Source organism: Mesorhizobium sp. (assembly GCF_024509055.1).
Taxonomy (GTDB): Bacteria; Pseudomonadota; Alphaproteobacteria; order Rhizobiales; family Rhizobiaceae; genus Mesorhizobium.
Map to the genome: position 1 here is coordinate 1 of NZ_JANINM010000407.1, position 19,754 is coordinate 19,754.

The 19,754-nt window shown below is 64.1% G+C and carries 17 protein-coding genes; 4 read left to right on the top strand and 13 right to left on the bottom strand.

The window, feature by feature from the left end; genetic code table 11:
* From Q0L57_RS21535 to Q0L57_RS21545, 3 genes are all read left to right on the top strand, one after another.
* A partial coding sequence (locus tag Q0L57_RS21535) for a molybdopterin oxidoreductase family protein (RefSeq protein ID WP_296745060.1) occupies nucleotides 1–1,797 on the top strand: 1,797 nt, incomplete at its 5' end.
* Nucleotides 1,794–2,528: a 4Fe-4S dicluster domain-containing protein gene (locus Q0L57_RS21540; protein ID WP_296745061.1), complete on the top strand. Its 735-nt coding sequence runs from the start codon at nucleotides 1,794–1,796 to the stop codon at nucleotides 2,526–2,528. The genes Q0L57_RS21535 and Q0L57_RS21540, both read left to right, overlap by 4 nt.
* 5 nt (nucleotides 2,529–2,533) lie before the next feature.
* Entirely contained in the window at nucleotides 2,534–3,472 is a 939-nt protein-coding gene (locus Q0L57_RS21545) for a DmsC/YnfH family molybdoenzyme membrane anchor subunit (RefSeq protein ID WP_296745062.1), read from the top strand.
* Nucleotides 3,473–3,528: 56 nt separating this feature from the next.
* Here the strand turns inward: Q0L57_RS21545 and pdeM are convergent, their stop codons facing one another.
* From pdeM to Q0L57_RS21575, 6 genes are all read right to left on the bottom strand, one after another.
* Nucleotides 3,529–4,245, bottom strand: a complete 717-nt coding sequence (pdeM, locus tag Q0L57_RS21550; protein WP_296745063.1) for a ligase-associated DNA damage response endonuclease PdeM — start codon at nucleotides 4,243–4,245, stop codon at nucleotides 3,529–3,531.
* Nucleotides 4,246–4,263: 18 nt separating this feature from the next.
* Nucleotides 4,264–6,786 carry a ligase-associated DNA damage response DEXH box helicase gene (locus tag Q0L57_RS21555; protein WP_296745064.1) on the bottom strand — a complete coding sequence of 841 codons (2,523 nt, stop codon included), beginning with the start codon at nucleotides 6,784–6,786 and terminating at the stop codon, nucleotides 4,264–4,266.
* A gap of 70 nt (nucleotides 6,787–6,856) precedes the next feature.
* Nucleotides 6,857–7,717 carry an NlpC/P60 family protein gene (locus tag Q0L57_RS21560; RefSeq protein WP_296745065.1) on the bottom strand — a complete coding sequence of 287 codons (861 nt, stop codon included), beginning with the start codon at nucleotides 7,715–7,717 and terminating at the stop codon, nucleotides 6,857–6,859.
* 29 nt (nucleotides 7,718–7,746) lie between these two features.
* Nucleotides 7,747–8,097: a MarR family winged helix-turn-helix transcriptional regulator gene (locus Q0L57_RS21565; protein ID WP_296745076.1), complete on the bottom strand. Its 351-nt coding sequence runs from the start codon at nucleotides 8,095–8,097 to the stop codon at nucleotides 7,747–7,749.
* Nucleotides 8,098–8,169: 72 nt separating this feature from the next.
* Nucleotides 8,170–9,534 (bottom strand): M17 family metallopeptidase, encoded by a 1,365-nt coding sequence (locus tag Q0L57_RS21570; protein WP_296745066.1) that lies wholly within the window; start codon nucleotides 9,532–9,534, stop codon nucleotides 8,170–8,172.
* 142 nt (nucleotides 9,535–9,676) lie between these two features.
* The gene (locus tag Q0L57_RS21575; protein WP_296745067.1) at nucleotides 9,677–10,597 is read right to left on the bottom strand and encodes a hypothetical protein; all 921 of its coding nucleotides are present in this window, start codon (nucleotides 10,595–10,597) and stop codon (nucleotides 9,677–9,679) included.
* A 131-nt stretch (nucleotides 10,598–10,728) separates the two neighbouring features.
* Between Q0L57_RS21575 and Q0L57_RS21580 the strand changes: the two genes are divergently transcribed.
* Entirely contained in the window at nucleotides 10,729–11,550 is an 822-nt protein-coding gene (locus tag Q0L57_RS21580) for a tetratricopeptide repeat protein (protein WP_296745068.1), read from the top strand.
* Nucleotides 11,551–11,638: 88 nt separating this feature from the next.
* On the opposite strand, the gene Q0L57_RS21585 is transcribed toward Q0L57_RS21580, so the two are convergent.
* From Q0L57_RS21585 to cpaB, 7 genes are read right to left on the bottom strand one after another with little or no spacing between them, the layout of a single operon-like run.
* The gene (locus Q0L57_RS21585) at nucleotides 11,639–12,667 is read right to left on the bottom strand and encodes a type II secretion system F family protein (RefSeq protein WP_296745069.1); all 1,029 of its coding nucleotides are present in this window, start codon (nucleotides 12,665–12,667) and stop codon (nucleotides 11,639–11,641) included.
* Between the two features lie 12 nt (nucleotides 12,668–12,679).
* On the bottom strand, nucleotides 12,680–13,693 hold the full coding sequence (locus tag Q0L57_RS21590) for a type II secretion system F family protein (protein ID WP_296745070.1): 1,014 nt from the start codon (nucleotides 13,691–13,693) through the stop codon (nucleotides 12,680–12,682).
* Between the two features lie 29 nt (nucleotides 13,694–13,722).
* Nucleotides 13,723–15,225 (bottom strand): CpaF family protein, encoded by a 1,503-nt coding sequence (locus Q0L57_RS21595; RefSeq protein ID WP_296745071.1) that lies wholly within the window; start codon nucleotides 15,223–15,225, stop codon nucleotides 13,723–13,725.
* A 30-nt stretch (nucleotides 15,226–15,255) separates the two neighbouring features.
* Nucleotides 15,256–16,539 carry a CpaE family protein gene (locus Q0L57_RS21600; protein WP_296745072.1) on the bottom strand — a complete coding sequence of 428 codons (1,284 nt, stop codon included), beginning with the start codon at nucleotides 16,537–16,539 and terminating at the stop codon, nucleotides 15,256–15,258.
* A gap of 28 nt (nucleotides 16,540–16,567) precedes the next feature.
* Nucleotides 16,568–17,314: a CpaD family pilus assembly protein gene (locus Q0L57_RS21605; protein WP_296745073.1), complete on the bottom strand. Its 747-nt coding sequence runs from the start codon at nucleotides 17,312–17,314 to the stop codon at nucleotides 16,568–16,570.
* A gap of 14 nt (nucleotides 17,315–17,328) precedes the next feature.
* A complete protein-coding gene (locus Q0L57_RS21610) occupies nucleotides 17,329–18,858 on the bottom strand; it encodes a type II and III secretion system protein family protein (protein WP_296745074.1) in 1,530 nt (509 codons plus the stop codon).
* Nucleotides 18,855–19,667 (bottom strand): Flp pilus assembly protein CpaB, encoded by an 813-nt coding sequence (cpaB, locus tag Q0L57_RS21615; protein WP_296745075.1) that lies wholly within the window; start codon nucleotides 19,665–19,667, stop codon nucleotides 18,855–18,857. The genes Q0L57_RS21610 and cpaB overlap by 4 nt, the downstream gene beginning before the upstream one ends.
* Between the last annotated feature and the right edge of the window lie 87 nt (nucleotides 19,668–19,754).

Below are 19,754 nucleotides of genomic sequence, written 5' to 3' on the forward strand. Positions count from 1 at the left end.
CATGTCGCCTTCGAGCAGACGATCGAACTGCCGGTCGCCTGGACCGACTGGGCCGGCCGTCGGCACGAGACGATCAAGGGACGGCCGGTGTCGATGCACGCGATGCGCGGCATCTCGGCCCATTCCAACGGCTTCCACACCTGCCGCGCCATCCATCTCCTGCAGGTGCTGCTGGGCACAGTGGACGTGCCCGGTGGTTTCCGCTTCAAGCCGCCCTACCCGCGCCAGGCGCCGCCCGGACCAAAGCCCGCCGGCAAGAATGTTCAGCCAATGACGCCGCTGGACGGCATGCCGCTCGGGTTCGTCTGCGGCCCCGACGACCTGCTGGTCGACGAGGCCGGCACGCCACTGCGCATCGACAAAGCCTATTCCTGGGAAGCGCCGTTGGCCGCGCACGGATTGATGCACAGCGTCATCCGCAACGCCTGGGCCGGCGATCCTTATCCGATCGACACGCTGATGATGTACATGTCGAACATGGCGTGGAATTCCTCGATGAACACGGTCGAGACGCTTCGCATGCTCACCGACGAGGACGAGGCGGGCGCCTACAAGATCCCCTTCATCATCTACTCCGACGCCTATTATTCCGAAACGGTACCGTTCGCCGACCTTGTGCTGCCCGACACCACCTATCTCGAGCGGCACGACTGCATCAGCCTGCTCGACCGACCGATCAGCCACGCGGACGGACCGGGCGACGCCATCCGCCATCCGGTGGTGCAGCCGGATCGCGACGTGCGGCCGTTCCAGTCGGTGCTGATCGAACTCGGCGCGCGTCTCGGCCTGCCCGGCTTCGTCAATGAGGACGGCTCGGCGAAATACCGCGACTATGCCGATTACATCGTCAACCACGAGCGCACGCCAGGGATCGGCCCGCTCGCCGGCTGGCGCGGTGGCAATGGCGGCGCGATCGGCAAGGGCGACGTCAACCCGGACCAGCTGCAACGCTATGTCGACAATGGCGGCTTCTGGCACCACACGTTCGCCGACGACCAGCGCTACTACAAGATGGCGAACCGCGCCTATCTCGACTTCGCGGTGCAGATGGGCTTCGTTCCGAAGGCGGATCCGATCGTCTTCCAGCTCTATTCCGAGCCGATACAGCGCTTCCGGCTCGCTGCGCGCGGACATGGAAAGGCGCAGCCGCCGGACGCCGAGCGCGGCCGCATCGAAGCCTATATGGACCCTCTGCCCTTCTGGTACGCGCCGCTTGAGGAAGAGACTGTCGACCTTGAGAAGTACCCGCTGCATGCGCTGACCCAGCGGCCGATGCACATGTACCATTCCTGGGGCTCGCAGAATGCGTGGCTGAGGCAGATCACCAGCCAGAACCGGCTCTTTGTCCATCGCGAAACGGCCACCAAGCTAGGCCTTGCCGACGACGACTGGGTGTGGATCGAAAGCATCAACGGCCGCGTGAAGGGTCAGATCAAGCTGGTCGACGGCGTGAATCCCGACACGGTTTGGACCTGGAACGCAATCGGCAAGCGGCGCGGCAGTTGGGGGCTAAAGGACGACGCCGCGGAAAGCAATCGCGGCTTCCTGCTCAACCACATCATCGGCGACCAGACGGCGACTGGTGCCAATGGCAGGCGCTACTCCAATTCCGACCCGGTCACCGGCCAGGCGGCTTGGTTCGACCTCAGGGTGCGCATCGTGAAATGCGCGCCGGAAGAAGCCGGCTTCACCGAACCGCAATTCGAGCGCTTCCACCAGCCGCCGCATTTCCAGCCTTCGCCCGAAGTGCTGCGCTTCGGCGCCGAATTCCGCATCAAGAGGGAAGCCGCCGAATGACCTGCCTTCCCGCCCAAACCGAGAAGAAGCTCGGCCTGGTCATCGACCTCGACACCTGCGTCGGCTGCCAGGCCTGCGTCACCGCCTGCAAGGAATGGAACACCGGCGGCCATATGGCGCCGCTGACCGACATCGACCCTTATGGCGGCCATGTCGACGGCGTCTGGTTCAACCGCGTTCACAGCTACGAACATACGACGGAGATGGGCGGCCGCACGGTGAACTTCCCGCGCTCCTGCCTGCATTGCGAGACGCCGGCCTGCGTCACAGTCTGCCCGACCGGCGCCTCCTACAAACGCGCCTCGGACGGCATCGTCCTGGTCGACGAGAGCAAGTGCATTGGCTGCAAGCTGTGCAGCTGGGCCTGCCCTTACGGCGCGCGCGAGTTCGACACCGATGTGGGCGTGATGAAGAAATGCACGCTTTGCGTCGACCGCATCTATAACGACAATCTGGCGGCCGAAGACCGCGTGCCGGCCTGCGTGGCCGCCTGCCCGACCAGCGCCCGGCATTTCGGCGATCTCGGGGATCCGGCCTCGGCGATCTCGCAGCTCGTGGCGGAGCGCGGCGGCGTCGACCTGATGCCGGAGCTTGGCTACAAGCCGACCAACAAATACCTGCCGCCGCGCGCGCGCACCGAATGCGCCGCCAAGGTCGACGCGCCTGCGCTGGAGCCGATCCGGGCCGAAGGCGGGTTCCTCGGCTGGATCGACCGCATGCTTTCGAACTGACATCCATGCATCCCGCTTTTTCCGTTGTCTTCTTCACCACCGCGACCGGCGCCGGCTACGGCCTGCTGGCGCTGCTCGGCGTGCTTGGCGGGTTTGGACTCATCCGCCCGGACCTCTGGCTTGGGCTGATCGGCATGGTGCTGGCGCTCGGCCTGGTCGCCGCCGGCCTGCTCTCCTCGACCGGTCATCTCGGCCGCCCCGAGCGCGCCTGGCGCGCTTTCTCGCAATGGCGCAGTTCCTGGCTGTCGCGCGAGGGCGTGGCCTCGGTCGCGACCTTCGTGCCGGCCGCGCTCTTCGGCATCGGCTGGGTGTTTCTCGGCCGCACCGGCGGCTGGGTGGGCGTTGCCGGGCTGCTCGCGGCAATCGGCGCGGTGGCGACGGTCTGCACGACGGGGATGATCTATGCCTCGCTGAAGCCGATCGCGCAGTGGCACAGCCGCTTTACTTTGCCGGCCTATCTCATCTTCTCGGCCATGACGGGCGGCGTGCTGCTCAACGCCTTGCTCCAAGGCTTCGGCGTTGGAATGACGGCGGTGCTTGCCGGCGCGCTGCTTGCCACGCTTGCCGGCTGGGGCTGGAAGCTCGCCACCTGGCGCTACAACGACCGGCTGGCAATCCCGACCACCGCCAACACCGCGACCGGCCTTGCCGGCGGCACCGTGCGGTCGATCGAATGGCCGCATACGGAAGAGAACTACCTGCTGAAGGAAATGGGGTTCCGCATCGCGCGCAAGCACAGCGCGAAGCTGCGGCGGATCACGCAGGCCCTGGCCTTTGCCGTGCCCATTGTCCTGCTGGCGATCGTGTTCTTCCTGCCATGGCCCTTTGGCGCCATTGTGTCCGTATTCGCAGCCGTCGCGCAGCTTACCGGCATGCTGGTCGAGCGCTGGCTGTTCTTCGCCGAGGCGAAGCACACCGTCACGCTCTATTACGGCCGGGAGTAGTACTCCTTGCGCATGTCGTAATCCCAAAACCGCTGCGCATTTTTGGGCGACACGCGTTAGCCCGGCCGCAGCATCGAGCCGGAGATGGCGAAGATGCGCTCGGCGCCCAGCATATAGGCGACAAGCGTCTCAAGCCGGAACAGGCCGGCATAGGCGCGGTCGAGCACGTTGAGCGAGCCTGTATAGGCGCCGAAGGCGGGCATGATCATGCGGCCGCCATCGCCGGCGAAGCAGCGCCGCCGGACCGAACGGCCGCGCTGGACGATGCGGGCACAAGGGTGAAGGTGGCCCGATATCTCGCCTTCGACCCGCAGCTTCGACGGCTCGTGGCGGAAGAGCAGTGAGCCTATGGCCAGTTCCTGCACCGTCTCGCCGGGCAGATCGGCGGGCGCCTCGGGATCGTGGTTCCCGGCGACCCAGAACCAGTCGCGACCGGCCATCATCGCTTCCAGCCTTTCGCGGAAGCTTTGATGCATACGCCCGGCGCCGCCGCCATCGTGGAAGGAATCGCCGAGGCTGACAACGATCCGCGGCTGGTAGTCGGCGATCACGGTTTGCAGACGCAACAGAGTTGCCCCGGTGTCGTAGGGCGGGATCAACGCGCCGCGCCTGGCGAAAGACGAGCCTTTTTCGAGATGCAGGTCCGAGACCGCGAGCAAGTGAAGGTCAGGGAAATAGAGCACGCCACGGCGGTCGCAGATCGCGCGCTCGCCGGCGATGCCGACAAGATCTGCCTCGGCGATCAGCGTTGCGCGCGACAGCGAAAAATTCATCCCCGCTCGGTTTCCTTGCTACTGGCCTCGACCCATCGCCTCTTCGACCAGGTCCGCGGCCTCCATCAAAAGCGTGTCGTTGGCGCCGCCATTGACCGATTCCTTGCCGATCTCCAGCATCACCGGCACCGCCAGCGGCGAGATCTGGTCGAGATGCTTATGCACGATTCGACCGCGCACACGCGAGAGCATCTCGCCAAGCCTGCTGACATCGAGCAATCCGGCGGAGGCATCGGTGCGCGTCGCCTGCAGCAGGATGTGGTCAGGTTCATGGCTGCGCAGCACGTCGTAGATGAGATCGGCCGAGACGGTGACCTGCCGCCCGCTCTTTTCCTGGCCTGGATAACGCTTCTCGATCAGGCCGGCGATGACGGCGCAGGTGCGGAAGGTGCGCTTCAGCATCCAGCTCTCGTTCAGCCAGTCTTCCAGATCGTCGCCCAGCATATCCTGGTCGAAGAGCTGGCCGAGCGACGGCTTCCTCGCCTTGAACAAAGCCGCCATGTCGTCCAGCGCCCAGACGGCCAGCGAGTAATCGGTGGCGACGAAGCCGAGCGGCCTGGCATTGGCGCGCTCTAGCCGGCGTGTCAGCAGCATGCCGAGCGTCTGATGCGCCAGCCGCCCCTCAAAGGGATAGGCCACCATGTAGTGGCGGTTGCCACGCGGAAAGGTTTCGACCAGAAGGTCGCCGCGTTTCGGCAGAACAGACTTCTCTTCCTGGATGCGAAGCCAGTCGGCCACCTGTTCGGGCAGGAGCTTCCACCGGTCGCTGTCGGCCAGCATGCCGCGGACCTGCTCCGCAAGGTAAGTCGTCAACGGGAACTTGCCGCCGGCATAGGACGGCACGATGATGTTGGCGCCGGCGCCGTTGGAGACGACGCATTCGTTCTCGCGAATGCCCTCGAAGCGCAGCACCTTGCCGGAAAAGAGGAAGTTGTCGCCGGGACGCAGCGTCTCGGCGAAATATTCCTCGATCTTGCCAAGCACCGGGCCACCGCGACCCGCCATGCCGCGCCCCTGCCGCACGTAGCGGACATTGAGCTCCGGCATTTCGACGATTGTGCCGACATTCAGCCGGTATTGCTGTGCGACGCTCGGGTGCGAGACGCGCCAGAGCCCATCCTTGTTCTGGCGGATGCGGGCATAGCGCTCGTAATTCTTCAGCGCGTAGCCGCCGGTGGCTACGAAGTCGATGACGCGATCGAAGGTCTGGCGATCCAGGGCGGCATAAGGGGCCGCGCCGCGCACCTCCTCGAACAGAAGGTCCGCGTCGAACGGCCCGCCGCACGCCACGCCAAGCACGTGCTGCGAGAGCACGTCGAGCGCGCCCTTGATCAGCGGCGGCGTGTCTTGCGCGCCAAGATAGTTGGCGTCGAGCGCGGCGCGACATTCCAGAACCTCGAAGCGGTTGGCCGGGATCAGGATCGCCTTCGACGGCTCGTCCATGCGGTGGTTGGCGCGGCCGATGCGCTGCGCAAGGCGGCTGGCGCCCTTAGGCGCGCCGACATGGACGACCAGATCGACATCGCCCCAGTCGATGCCGAGGTCGAGCGTCGAGGTGGCGACGATGGCGCGCAGCTCGTTGTCGGCCATCGCCTTCTCGACACGGCGGCGCTGGCCGACATCGAGCGAGCCGTGATGCAGCGCAATGGGGAGCGAATCCTCGTTCGCGCGCCACAGCTCCTGGAACAAAAGCTCGGCCTGGCTGCGCGTATTGACGAAGAGAAGGGTCGTTTGGTGCTGCTTGATCGCTTCGTAGATCTCGGGGATCGCGTAGCGGGCCGAGTGCCCCGACCAGGGCACACGCTCGCGCGAGTCGAGGATCGAGATATCGGGCTTGGCGCCGCCGGCAACCGTAATCAGCCCGGCCATTTCGCCAGGCGGATTTTGCGCGACCAGCCAGCGCCGTAATTCGTCCGGCTCGGCCACGGTGGCCGATAGACCTATGGTCTGCAGATCAGGGACAAAGGCGCGCAGCCGCGCCAGCCCCAGCGCCAGCAGATGCCCGCGCTTCGAGGTCACCAGCGAATGCAGCTCATCAAGCACCACATAGCGCAGATCCTCGAAGAAGCGCCTGGCGTCGTTCCCTGCGATCAGCAGGGCGAGCTGCTCGGGCGTGGTCAACAGGATGTCGGGCGGCGCCAATTTCTGTCGCTGGCGCTTATGCGAGGGCGTGTCGCCGGTGCGCGTCTCGACGGTGACAGGCAGCCCGATCTCCTCGACCGGCTTGCCGAGATTGCGCTCGATGTCGACGGCGAGCGCCTTGAGCGGCGAGATGTAGAGCGTGTGGATGCCGCGATGGGCCTGGCCGGGCTTTCGCCTTGGCCGCCCCGCGAGTTCGGTCAGCGACGGCAGGAAGCCGGCCAGCGTCTTGCCGGCACCGGTCGGCGCGATCAGCAGCACGGATTGCCCGGCTTGTGCCTTCGCCAGCAGTTCCAACTGGTGGACGCGCGGCGACCAGCCTTTGTCGCCGAACCATCTGACGAATGGCTCGGGCAGCAGGACGACGGCATTCTGTTCGGCAAGGCGCGGCTGCTCTGTCACGTGTAACAGGTAGCGCGGCGACGGACGATCGCCAAGAAAAATCGGAACAAAAGGGGATCGTAGTCCGAGTCTAGGGCCGCCGGAACCCAGTGGGGCCGCCGTAGAGATAGCCGATACGGTCGACCGCTTCCTTCAGCCCCTCGCGCGAGACCAGCATGGTGTGGCCGTTGGCGTGCATCATGTCACGGGCGTCCGTCATGATGGCGACGTGGCCCTTCCAGAAGACAAGGTCGCCCCGCTGGAGGCCGGAAAAATCCGGACCTGGCTCGAATGGTGTGCCGATCGATGCCGCCTGCATGTCGGAATCGCGCAGCACATCCTTGCCGGTCATGCGCATGGACAATTGAACAAGGCCGGAGCAGTCGATGCCGAAACCCGAAACACCGCCCCAGAGATAGGGCGTGCCGAGGAAGCTTTCGGCGACCGTCACGTAGTCCGCGGCAACGTCCGCGATCGGCCGTAGATGGCGTGCGATCACAGTTTGGCCCGAAGGCAAAAGCGCATATTGCGTGCCGCGAGTCTCGGCGGAGCCGGTAACGGTCACCGTCGAGCCCATCGACAATTGCCCGCCGATAGGAAAGCGCAGGTCAGGGCCGGGATAGAGGAAGGTGCGCGGCACCGAGACGATGTGGGTCGGCGCATGATCACGCGAGCCGAGCACATTGTCGACGACATAGCCGACATAACCGTCGCGCTCGGCCTGCACCCAGGCCCAGCCTTCCGCATCCTCGAAAACCAGCACGTCGTCGCCTAACAGCACCTGCGTGTTGACACCGGCATCCGGGCGCGGTGCCTTGCGCAGGTCTGCAACGGAAGCGGCGATCCGTGCCGGGCGGCCACTGACGAAGTGATCGGCAGCGACCTCACCTTTCAGCCTGGCGTCGGCAAGGTCGGAACGGAAGGCGTGGAGGCGGGCATCCCTGGCGGTCAAATCGGCAATCCAGTCAAATGGGTCAGCGGTCAGATGGGCAGTTCGTGCGCCCTGGCAACGATACCATCGCCGAAGCGCTCGACAAAGAGCGCGCCTTCCACCGTGCGCCGGATCAGCACGTTGCGCTTGTCGAGTTCGTCACGATGGCGCGAGACGAGCTTCAGCGCACCCATCGTGTCGAGCGCGCGGGTGATGACCGGCTTGGTGACGTTGAGCTTTGCCGCCAGCCCGCGCACCGTGTGCGGCGGCGGATCGAGGTAGATGGTGAACAGGATCGCCGTCTGGCGCATGGTCAGATCCGGCGCGCCTTCGCGCACCTGCGACAGCATCACCTGCTGCCACAGTCGCAAGGCCTGGCTCGGGCGCATCGAGATCGACATTACGCCCAACATGCCGGCAAAATGTTTCGGTTCCGTTTCAGTACCGGCATTTCGCCAGCTTGTTCCTTGAACTCATGCAAAGCGCTTCGCGATGACCTGCTCCAGGGCGCGAATGCCCTGCGCTTCGCCGCCGGTCAGGCCGTATGGGCGATCGGCGGGATTCCAGGCGAAGATGTCGAAATGCGCCCAGCCGGGCGTCTTCTCGACGAAGCGTTTTAGAAACAGGGCTGCAGTGACCGATCCGGCAAAACCGTCAGTGGTGACATTGTTGATATCCGCGACCTTCGACGAGAGCTTCGCGTCATAGGGCCGCCACAGCGGCATGCGCCATAGCGGATCCTCGACGGCAAGCGCGGCCGTGGCAATGTCGGCCGCCAACGCCTCGTCGTTGGTGTAGAAAGGCGGCAGGTCGGGACCGAGCGCGACGCGCGCGGCCCCGGTCAGCGTCGCCATGTCGACCAGCAGATCGGGCTGCTCCTCATCGGCGAGCGCAAGCGCATCCGCGAGGACCAGCCGGCCCTCGGCATCGGTGTTGCCGATCTCGACCGTGATGCCCTTGCGGCTCCTCAACACGTCGCCCGGACGGAAGGCGTTGCCGGCGATCGAATTCTCGACCGCGGGGATCAGCAACCGCAATCGGACATTGCGCTTGGCCGCCATGATCATGGAGGCGAGGCCGAGTACGTTGGCGCTGCCACCCATGTCCTTCTTCATCAGAAGCATGCCGGAGGAAGGCTTGATGTCGAGGCCGCCGGTGTCGAAGCAGACACCCTTGCCGACCAGAGTCACCTTCGGGGCATCGACCGGCCCCCATTTCATGTCGATCAGACGCGGCGCGCTCGTGGAGGCGCGGCCGACGGCGTGGATCATCGGGAAGTTCCATGCCAGAAGATCGTCGCCATGGATCACGGAAATGTCGGCGCCGTGGGCGGAGGCAAGGGTCCGCGCCGCCTCTTCCAGTTCACCAGGCCCCATGTCGCTTGTCGGCGTGTTGACGAGATCGCGCGCCAGGAAAACGCCATCGGCGACGCGGCCGACCTGTGCTCCGTCGGTCCCAGCCGGCAGCGCGAAGCGCAGCACCCTGCCCGGCTTCTTGCCATAGCGGGTGAAGACGTAGCCGCCGAGCACAAGCGCCAGCGCCGCAAGGTCGGGCGCCGGCAGGGCCGATGCAAAGTACCAGTCGCCGGCCGGCAGCGTCCTTGCGAGCGCGCCAATGGCAAGCGCGCCTTCATCATCACCAATGCCGAACAGCGCGCCCGCCACGGCGCCGCCCTCGCCCGGCAGAATCAACGTCCGACCGGCCTCGCCGGAGAAGCCATTGGCTCTTGCCCAGGCGACTGCGGGAGGCGGAAGGCTGATCGCGTCCACGCCGTCTTTCGCGACCAGGTAGACCGGCATGGCGGTATCCGGTTGCTGCGTGATGAATTCAACAGGCATGATAGTCTCCGGCTGGCACTTTTCAGGTCGATGTCGACCGGATTCACTGGCAGAAGTGACCGCAGATTCCAACGGTAAATCCTGTCAGCAACCGGGCTGGCCCTATCGGCAGTCGCGATCGCGCGCCAGATGCAACCAGCCCTTACAGGACTTCGGCGGCCTTGCGGGCGATCGCCCTGCCGATGCCTTGCATCGCGTCGAACTGGCTTTCGAAGCGAATAGCGTTGGCCGCCTGGACTCCCATCGCAAGATTGCTGGAAAAGGGCCATTGCGGCATGAAGGGGTGGCATTCGAAAATGAATATCCTGCCGGTTTCGACATCCCGCCCCAGGTCGAAATTGAGCATGGGAACATCGGGAAAGGCGGTCTTGTGGGTTCGCGTGGCCACCGCGATCATTTCGGGGTCCGCGTCGAGCACGACCTCCATTTCCTTGGTGTTGGAAACGATCGCCACGCCACCTTCATCGAACCCCCAACGGCTTCGCAGCGGCATGCCGCGCCTGGTCGTCAGCCTGAAGCAAAGCACTACGTCGCCGAAGACAGAAACGACCCGGTAGCTCACTGGCCATTCGCCCGTGTAGACGAACTCCTGGACGATCATCGGCCCCATGGTGCCAAGATGACCCTCGGGATAGGACGACGGATGAGCGTATTTGACGCGCGCCGTCTTCCTCGCCCTGACATGGGCGCCCAGCCAACCGGTTGAAGGCTTTTCGATCACATAAGGGCCCCATTCGGCAGGATCGAGCTTCGTATCGGGTTTGATTTCAGTCCATTTTGGCACCGGCGCGTCGGCTTCGGCCAACGCCCGATACTCCTCGATCTTGCTGATGCGACGGCCCGACAGGAAGCGTCCGGGCAGAAGCTTGCGATCCGTCCTCCCGGACAGCGCCATGGAAATCGTGGGCTGGAACCATAACGGCAGAAGAGCGAGTTGCTCCATGCGCCGATGACGAACGAGGCGAACCTTCACCCCCAGCTTTCCGGCGGCGTCGGCAATCTCACGAAAATCCCGCCAGGTCTTCTCACGGTCGTCCGGAACGATGAGCACGACATTCAGCATTTGCAGTCCAAGCGGTTAATCGAGGCGATCGAAAACCATGCCGGATTTAACCATCCGTTAGGGTTAACAGAATATTTCTTCGGGAGGGAAGACGGCCCAGCGGGCCGCGCAGGAGTGGAGACCGGGTACCGATGTCGATCAAAGCCTTGAACATCGCCGGCAAGCGTCTGATCACAATGGCATTTGTTGCAGCTCTCGCCGCCGGCGTGGCGGGTTGCGGCAGTACGAGCAACTTCACGACCGGTTCCATTTCGCGCTCCAGCGGCAGGCCGCTGGAAACAATGTCGGCGACCGAATTGCACGCCGCCACGACAAAGCTCGGCGAGAGCTACGCCAAGAACCCGAGCGACAAGCGGATCGCCATGAATTTCGCGGCCGCGCTGCAGATGGACGGAGACGCGGACCAGTCGCTCGCCGTGATGCGCAAGCTGGCGATCGTCTACCCGAAGGACCGCGACGTGCTGGCCGCCTATGGCAAGGCGCTCGCCGCCAACGGGCAGCTCGAGCCTGCGCTCGATGCGGTTCGGCGGGCGCAGACGCCGGAATATCCCGATTGGAGGCTGGTGTCGGCCGAGGCCGCCATCCTTGACCAGTTGGGGCAACGCGACGAAGCGCGCCAGGATTACCGAAAGGCGCTCGAGCTGAAGCCGAACGAACCGTCGGTCCTCTCCAATCTCGGCATGTCCTATGTGCTCGAGGGCGACCTGCGCACGGCCGAAACCTACATGCGCTCGGCGGCGCAGCAGCCTAACGCCGACAGCCGCGTGCGGCAGAACCTGGCGCTCGTCGTTGGCCTGCAGGGCCGGTTCGACGAAGCCGAGAAGATCGCCTCGCAGGAGCTTTCGCCGGACCAGGCGCAGGCCAATGTCGCCTATCTGCGCAAGATGCTGGCCCAGCAGAACGCCTGGAGCCAGCTCAAGGACCAGGACAAGGCGAAGGCCGCGACGAACTGACGTCAGCGACGCCGCAATCCGGCAATCGCATACCGAAAAGCCGCGCGATGCAGATCGCGCGGCTTTCGTTTTGATGCGAATCCTTGCCTTATTTGCTGGTGCTGGTGCTGCTGCTGTTGCCGTGGTCGCCGAAGATGCCGCGTTGGCTGACCTGGATGCCGGCCGGCCCGAGAATGATGGCGAACAGAACCGGCAGGAAGAAGAGGATCATCGGCACGGTCAGCTTCGGCGGCAGCGCGGCGGCCTTCTTCTCGGCCGCGTTCATGCGCATGTCGCGGCTTTCGGAAGCCAACACGCGCAAGGCATGCGCCACCGGCGTGCCGTAGCGCTCGGCCTGGACCAGGGCCTGGGAAACCGACTTCACCGATTCCAGGCCGGTGCGGCTTGCCAGGTTCTCATAGGCGACCTTGCGGTCCTGCAGGTAGGAAAGCTCTGCATTGGTGAGCACGAACTCCTCGGCGAGCGCCACCGACTGCACGCCGATCTCGTCGGCGACCTTGCGAAGCGCAGCTTCCACCGACATGCCGGATTCGACGCAGATCAGCATCAGGTCGAGCGCGTCCGGCCAGGCCAGTTGGATCGACTGCTTGCGCTTGGTCGCGCGGTTGTTGACGTAGAGGATCGGCGCGTAGAAGCCGCCATAGGCGACGAGGACACAGACGAACAGCTTGATGAAGGGCGGCTGCTGCGGCAGACCGCCGAGAACGAACAGATAGATAGCGGCGAGCGCAAAGCCGACGAAGGGCAGCACCAGGCGGAAGAACAGGAAGCGCGTCAGCGGATTCTGGCCGCGGAAACCGGCGACCTTCAGCTTCTGCAATGTGCCCTCATCGGCAAGGGCGCGTCTGAGATCCAGGCGCTCGACGATGTTGCGCATGCCGATCGACTGTTCCTCGCGCAGGCCCTTGCGGCGGCGATCGGCTTCGTTGGCGAGGCGCACGCGCTGCTTGGCGCGCAGCTCGTCACGCTCTAGCGCCACGGTTTTCATGCGCGACTTGAGCTGGTTGCCGCCGAGCGCGGGCAGCAGCGTGAAGACGGTCGCGAACACCGCGATGCCTACCAGCAGCGCGATCAGAAAGGACGGATCGGTAAGGGTTTTGACGACCTGGTCTGTCATTGGATCCGCACCCTACACGTCGAAGTTCATCATCTTGCGCATCACCACGATGCCGATCGACATCCAGACGCCTGAGCAGCCGAGGATCAGGTTGCCGACGCTGGTGGTGAACAGCGGCATGATGTAGTTCGGACTGGACAGGTAGACGAGAAAGGCGACGACGAACGGCAGGGCGCCGATGATGACGGCGGACGCCTTGGCCTCCATCGACAGCGCCTGCACCTTGGCCTTCATCTTCTTGCGATCGCGCAGCACGCGCGAAAGATTGCCAAGCGCTTCCGACAGATTGCCGCCGGCCTGTGACTGGATCTGGATGACGATGCCGAAGAAACCCGCCTCGGTGCATGGCATGGTCTCGGACATGCGCATCGTGGCGTCGGGGATCGAAAGACCCATCTGCTGGGAATCGACGACGCGGCGGAATTCGGAGCGCACGGGCTCGGGAGATTCGTTCGCGATCAGGCGGATTGCGTCGTTCAGCGGCAGGCCCGACTTAACCGCGCGCACGATGATGTCGAGGGCGTTCGGGAACTCCTCGAGGAACGCCTTGACGCGGCGCGCTCGGCGGAACGAGACGAACCAGCGCGGCAGGCCTAAGGCGCCGGCAAGAAGGGCGCCCGGCAAGACAAACAGCGGAGCGCCGGCGAAAAAGGCAAGGCCTGTAAGGATGGCGCCGCAGACCACGGAATAGATGTAGAAGCGCTCGATCGAAACCTGCATGCCGGCTTGCCGGATCTGGACCTTCAGCGGCGGCTTCTTGAGATTGCGGTCGCTGGTCTTCTGCTTCTCGTCTAGCTGCTTGAGCGTATCCTGCAGGTTTTTTCGCCGCTTGACCGCCTCCGCGGCCCGGTCACGCGAAGCCTTGACCACCGACCGGTCGGTCTCGGCCGTCTTGATGGTTTCCAGCCGCTTGCCGACCTGCCGTTCGTTGTCGATGCGCTTGAACAGGAATGCATAGGCCATCGCGCCGGCGCTGAAGCCGGCGAGTATGACAAAAGCCAGGACGGTGGTGTCAAATCCGAACATCGACCGGGGCCCCTACACCTCCAGATGCATCAGTCAGCGCGTTTCTCCATGGCTTCGAGCGCGCTCGCGAGGCGCTGCTCCTCGCCATAGTAGCGGGCGCGATCCCAGAAATGCGGGCGACCGATACCGGTGGAGACATGCTCGCCGAGCAGGCGGCCGCCGGCGTCCTCGCCCTTGATATTATAGAGTACGAGATCCTGGGTGATGATGACGTCGCCCTCCATGCCGATCACCTCGGTGATGTGGGTGATGCGGCGCGAACCGTCGCGCAGGCGGGCGGCCTGGATGATCACGTCGACCGAGCCGACAATGATTTCACGCACCGTCCTCTGCGGTAGCGAATAACCGCCCATGGCGATCATCGATTCCATACGGTTCAGGCACTCGCGCGGGCTGTTGGAGTGGATCGTTCCCATCGAGCCGTCGTGACCGGTGTTCATCGCCTGAAGAAGGTCGAACACTTCCGGTCCGCGCACCTCGCCGACGATGATGCGTTCGGGCCGCATGCGCAGGCAGTTCTTGACCAGGTCGCGCATCGTCACCTCTCCCTCGCCCTCGAGGTTGGGCGGCCGGGTTTCGAGGCGGACCACGTGAGGCTGCTGCAGCTGCAGTTCGGCCGAGTCCTCGCAAGTGATGACCCGCTCCTCGCGATCGATGTAGTTGGTCAGGCAGTTGAGCAGCGTCGTTTTGCCGGAGCCCGTGCCGCCCGAGATGACGATGTTGCAGCGAACACGGCCGATGATCTTGAGGACCTCGGCTCCCTGCGGCGAGATGGCTCCGAACTTGACCAGCTGATCGAGCGTCAGCTTGTCCTTCTTGAATTTGCGGATGGTGAGCGCGGTGCCGTCGATGGCGAGCGGCGGCGCGATGACGTTGACGCGGGAACCGTCTGGAAGACGGGCGTCGCAGATCGGGCTGGATTCATCGACACGGCGACCGACCTGGCTGACGATGCGCTGGCAGATGTTGAGCAACTGCTGGTTGTCGCGGAAGCGAATGCCGGTCTGTTCGACCTTGCCGTTGACTTCGATGTAGACGTTGCGGGAGCCGTTGACCATGATATCGGCGATGTCGTCACGGGCGAGCAACGGCTCCAGCGGCCCGTAGCCCAGAACGTCGTTGCAGATATCCTCAAGCAGTTCCTCCTGCTCGGCGATCGACATCGCGAAGTTCTTGATCGCGATGATGTCGTTGACGATATCGCGGATTTCCTCGCGCGCGCTCTCGGGGTCGAGCTTGGCGAGCTGCGACAGGTCGATCGTGTCGATCAGCGCCGAGAACACCTGGCTCTTGGTGTCGTAATAGCTCTCGCTGCGTTCGCGCTGAGCCTTCCTCGGCGGCTCTGGCGCCATCGGTGGCGCCTCGACCGGGCGACGGGCGGGCGGCGCGGCGATCGTCGAAGGCGCCGGCGCGGCTGGCCGCTCTGCCGCTATCGTTCCGGTGGCCCCGGGGGCGGCCGGGGGAGCGGATGCTGGCGGACGGAACTCGGGCGTTGCCCTGTTGCCGTCGTCGATGCCTCTTCTACCAAACATGATCGACTACCCGATGCCGCTCGACGAGCGTCACTTCTTGTTGCGCGAGAGCTTGCCTAGGATAGAGCCCAGGCCGGCCTTCTTCTTTGCCTTGATTTCGCTGCGCCCGGTCAGCACATGCGCGATTTCGTTGATGGTGCCGACTACCGGGCTCTTGGCATCCATCTCGCCAAGCATGCGGCCATTGTTGGCGGCATTGCCGAACAGCAGCGGTTCGAAATTGATCACCGCCATGGGTGTGATGCCGAGCGGCTCAGAGAAATCCGAGGCCGCGATCTCCGGCCGCTTCGGCACGCCTGCCTGATTGATGATCAGCTTCGGCGGCGGATCGTTCGGACGCAACCGCTTCAGCATGTCCACCATGTTCTTTGTGTTGCGCAGGTTGGCGAGCTCGGGCGTGGCCGTGATGACGATCTCGTCGGCCTTGATCAGCGTGCTCTTCGTCCAGCCGCTCCAGACGTGGGGGATGTCGAGCACCAGCAAGGGGGCGCTACGCTGCGCCGTTTCGATAACCTGCGTGAAAGCGTCCGGATCGAAATCATAGACGCGTTCGAGCGTCGAGGGTGCCGCGAGTAGCGACAGGTGCTCGGCGCATTGCGCGAGCAGGCGATCGAGATAGACCTCGTCGACGCGCTCGGGCGAGAACACCGCCTCCGCGATGCCTTGCGCGGGGTCCTGGTCGAAATTGATGTTGGCTGTGCCGAAGGCAAGATCGAGGTCGGCAACAACGACCTCGGACTTGAACAGCGACGACATCGCCCAGGCGACGTTGTGGGCGATTGTCGAGGAACCGACGCCGCCCTTGGCGCCGATGAAGGCAATCGAGCGGCCGATCGGATCGGCCTCCGGATCGACGAAGATCGACGACACGACGCTGACGACATCGGTCATCGAGACCGGCGCGATGACATATTCCGAGATGCCCGAACGGATAAGCTCGCGGTAGAGGCCGATATCGTTGTAATGACCGATGACGACTACCTTCGAGGACGGATCGCAATATTCCGAGAGTTGGCCGAGCTGTTCCAGCAACTGCTTGGGCTCACTGCGGGACTCCAGCAGGATGAGGTTCGGGGTGGGCGCCGACTGGTAGAATTCGATCGCGGTGGCGATGCCGCCCATGTGGACCTTGAGATGAGCCTTGGCCATGCGGCGATCCTCGCCGGCACGCTCGATCGGGTTGGCGACGCCGTCCGTTTCGCAAAAGGCCTGGATCGAGATGCGCGGCACCGGACGCAACGCCTGCATCGCCGCGATGTCCTGTTGCGAGGTATCGCCGACATCCGCCGATGTCTCGTAGGCAAGATTGCTCATCGTCACGCTCTTTCCGTCGCTTTCGCGCCTAGTAGGTCACTTCCGAGTTGCCGAGGAATTCGTTCGAAACACCCCGCGCGCGGTAAAGGTCGATGACCTTGCCGCGGTTCTCGGCATCGATCTCGGACTGCTTGCGCGGCCCGAGCAGGTCATTGGGATTGGCGATCTGGGCCGCAAGGTTGTTTTGATAAGAGCAGCCGAAATCGGCGTAGTGCTTGTTCTCCGAGGTCTGCGTCAGATCCTCCGGCCAACGCCCGCATTTGTCGGTCTGAGCCTTCACCGCCACGAAGGCGACCCGCACCGGCGCCGAAGCCTCGGGCACGACCGACTGATAGGAGGTCATGACGATGCGGTCGCGCTTGACACCCGCGGCGGCGGCGACCCGCGCGAAATCGCGACCCGCCACCAACGCGGCCATCTCGTTGGCCGAACCTCTCGGGATCGCGATTGTCAGCGAAGGAGCGGCACTCTTGTCATAGCCGTCGAGGAACCCGAGCAACGTGTCGCGCTGCGCACCGGTCATGCCGCGATCGCCGGCGCCGACCGGCAGGTCGATCTTCTGGTTCTTTTCGGCGATGACGATCGGATGATTTGTGCGGTAGTCGTCCGGAATCGATCCGACCGTCACGCTGTCGCGGCCGACATAGCCGCAGCCGGCCAGCGACGCCGCCAGCGCGGCGATCGCCAGGACCGGGGTGGCGGACCGGCGAATGCGCTCACGACCCGACTGCGTTGCCATCCCGATCGTCATGGCCTTCGATGCTGACTTGGGCATGTCCGCTTCCCCGCTTACTTGTAGATGAAGCCGACAACGCCGTGATAGCGGCCGTCTGGCTTGTCTGTCTGCATGGTGCCGTAGACACGATTGACGCGGCCAAGGAACATGCCGGCGCCATCGCTCGGTGGGCTGAAATTGTCGTCTGGCTTAGCCAGGTCGTTGCGAGCCACCGGCCGTGCCAGGTAGGGCGTGATGATGATGACGAGCTCGCTCTCATTGCGCACGAAGTCGCGGCTGCGGAAGAGCGCGCCGAGCACGGGAATCTTGGTTAGGCCGGGCAGCCCGGTGACGGCCTGCCTGACATCATCGCGCACCAGACCGGCGATCATCATCGACCCACCGGAGGGCAATTCCACCGTCGTATCGGCCAGGCGCTTGCGAAGCGACAAAGCGTTCATGCCGATACTCTGATTATCCGTGGATGCCGACGTCGATCCTTCGGTTGTCGGCTCGGAGACCGAGGTTCTGACTTTGAGGCTTATGCGACCCGGCGACAGAACCACCGGCTGGAATTCCAGGCCAATGCCGTACTCGATCTTGTTGACGGTGTATGTCTTGAGGCCGGTCTGGTTGTCTTGGGACACGTTCGCCGAGACGTTGGTGACCATGTTGTACTCGCCGCCGACCTTGAAGGTCGCCTTCTCCCCGGACACGGCGGTCAAAGTCGGCTCAGCCAGGGTCTTCATAACCCCCGACTGCTCCATTGCGTTGATATAGGACTGCAGCCCTGACGAAGTGATACCGACCCCCGCGTTCGACAGCGGTTTGCCAAGACCCATGTAAGGGTCGCTGAGTGCGCCCCAGGAAATACCGTTGCTGCCGCCGCTGGCGAGCATGTTAACGCCGAGCTGTTTCATCACCGAACGGCTGACTTCGGCGACCGTCACCTTCAGCGTGACCTGGTCGTCGCCGATGATCTGCAGCAGGTTGACGATCTTGGAGACGCGGCGCGTCTGGTCGGGGTTGTTGATGTCGACGCCGCCATTGGCCGAACCGCCGGCAGCGGTCTGCGAATACTGACCGGTCGTGGCTTCACCACCCGACACGAAGATCGTCGCCAGGTCCACGGCGCGCTTGGCATCGAGAGGCGTGTCCACGTTGCCCGTGAGGATCACGTTGTCATTCAGCAGCTCAACCTTGATCTGCGACGACGGAAGGAAGCGCTTGAGATAATCTTCCAAACCGGCGACGTCGCGCTCGACCGCCAGGTCCAGGCTGGCGATCTGCTCGCCATTCGGGCCAAAGACAAAGATATTGGTCTCGCCGACCGCCTTGCCGAACAGGTAAATGCGGCGCGCCGTGCGCGTTACTGCGTCGGCGACCGCCGGATTGGCGACGAGGATGTCATATGCATCGCTCGGCAGGTCAATAACGACAGACTTGTTGAGCCCGAGCTTGACGCGCTGAGAGGCAACCGAAGCCGTCACCCCCGCAGCCTTGGTCGCCGCCCTGGCCGCGACGACACCGGAAGCATTGGCACCGAGCAGGACCAGGCCGATCGCCGCTACCGCCAGGAGGGGCAGTTTCCCGTTTAGCCTCATTTCCTTGCTCCCACTTCGGAAACTTCGCCCGACTTGATCAACCGCACCGTGCCGCGTCGGCCGTTGCCGTTGACCAGATAGTCTGCCTCGCCCAGGTTCTTCTCGTTCGAGTCTGTTATCGGGCGCAGCGCCAGGGTCAGGCGGTCCGCCATCTGCTGCGCCACCGTGATGATTTCCGCCTGCTGCGGCGTCAGCTCCAGCGTCGCGGTCTGGCCAACCCTCGTCTTCTTGCCTTCCTCGTCTTCCTGGATGGTCTGGTCGATGGCCAGGACACGGATATTCTTGAGGATTGTCTCGGTGTTGAAGCCGGTGCCGCCGGCGGCGGCGTCGGCGCGTTTGGTCATGATGACGTCGACAAAATCGTTGGGCAGGATGAAGCCGCCGGCCGACGACTCGGCCGATATGGCGGTGGCGACGGCGCGCATGCCGGACGGCAGGATCGACGACATGAAGCTCTGCCCCTCGCCAACCAATTTGGAACGCCGCAACGGCTCGCCGGTATACATTGCCATGCGCGCGACCGAGCCCTTGAGTTTCTGGACCGCGTCGGGCTCGGCGGCACGGGTGATGAAATTGGCGTTGACGCCGCTGGACGGCCACTGCTCCCAGCTGATGTTGGTGCCGAGCTGGCTGCCCATGGCGACATCGCCAGTGAGCACAAGCACATCTTGCAGCGCTATCGCCGGTTCCTTCGGCGCATCGAGGATGACCTGCGGCGCTGGCGCCACGACCATGTTCTTCGCGACGTAGCCTGCGCCGCCCGCCGCGGCCACCGCCACGCCCAGAATGATCAATCGGGATGCTGGCATTTCGTCCGGACCCTTCACCTCAAGGCAAACCACCTCGCCAGGCCGGACTTTGCAGTTGCAATCGTCAAAACAAGGTTAATGCAATGC

Coding starts and splice junctions, on each gene's coding strand:
- Q0L57_RS21590 (WP_296745070.1), bottom strand. CDS start 13,693: ATGTTCGGATTTGACACCACCGTCCTGGCTTTTGTCATACTCGCCGGC.
- Q0L57_RS21575 (WP_296745067.1), bottom strand. CDS start 10,597: ATGCTGAATGTCGTGCTCATCGTTCCGGACGACCGTGAGAAGACCTGG.
- Q0L57_RS21600 (WP_296745072.1), bottom strand. CDS start 16,539: ATGAGCAATCTTGCCTACGAGACATCGGCGGATGTCGGCGATACCTCG.
- Q0L57_RS21565 (WP_296745076.1), bottom strand. CDS start 8,097: ATGTCGATCTCGATGCGCCCGAGCCAGGCCTTGCGACTGTGGCAGCAG.
- Q0L57_RS21610 (WP_296745074.1), bottom strand. CDS start 18,858: ATGAGGCTAAACGGGAAACTGCCCCTCCTGGCGGTAGCGGCGATCGGC.
- Q0L57_RS21595 (WP_296745071.1), bottom strand. CDS start 15,225: ATGTTTGGTAGAAGAGGCATCGACGACGGCAACAGGGCAACGCCCGAG.
- Q0L57_RS21540 (WP_296745061.1), top strand. CDS start 1,794: ATGACCTGCCTTCCCGCCCAAACCGAGAAGAAGCTCGGCCTGGTCATC.
- Q0L57_RS21570 (WP_296745066.1), bottom strand. CDS start 9,534: ATGCCTGTTGAATTCATCACGCAGCAACCGGATACCGCCATGCCGGTC.
- Q0L57_RS21605 (WP_296745073.1), bottom strand. CDS start 17,314: ATGCCCAAGTCAGCATCGAAGGCCATGACGATCGGGATGGCAACGCAG.
- Q0L57_RS21545 (WP_296745062.1), top strand. CDS start 2,534: ATGCATCCCGCTTTTTCCGTTGTCTTCTTCACCACCGCGACCGGCGCC.
- Q0L57_RS21585 (WP_296745069.1), bottom strand. CDS start 12,667: ATGACAGACCAGGTCGTCAAAACCCTTACCGATCCGTCCTTTCTGATC.
- cpaB (WP_296745075.1), bottom strand. CDS start 19,667: ATGCCAGCATCCCGATTGATCATTCTGGGCGTGGCGGTGGCCGCGGCG.
- pdeM (WP_296745063.1), bottom strand. CDS start 4,245: ATGAATTTTTCGCTGTCGCGCGCAACGCTGATCGCCGAGGCAGATCTT.
- Q0L57_RS21580 (WP_296745068.1), top strand. CDS start 10,729: ATGTCGATCAAAGCCTTGAACATCGCCGGCAAGCGTCTGATCACAATG.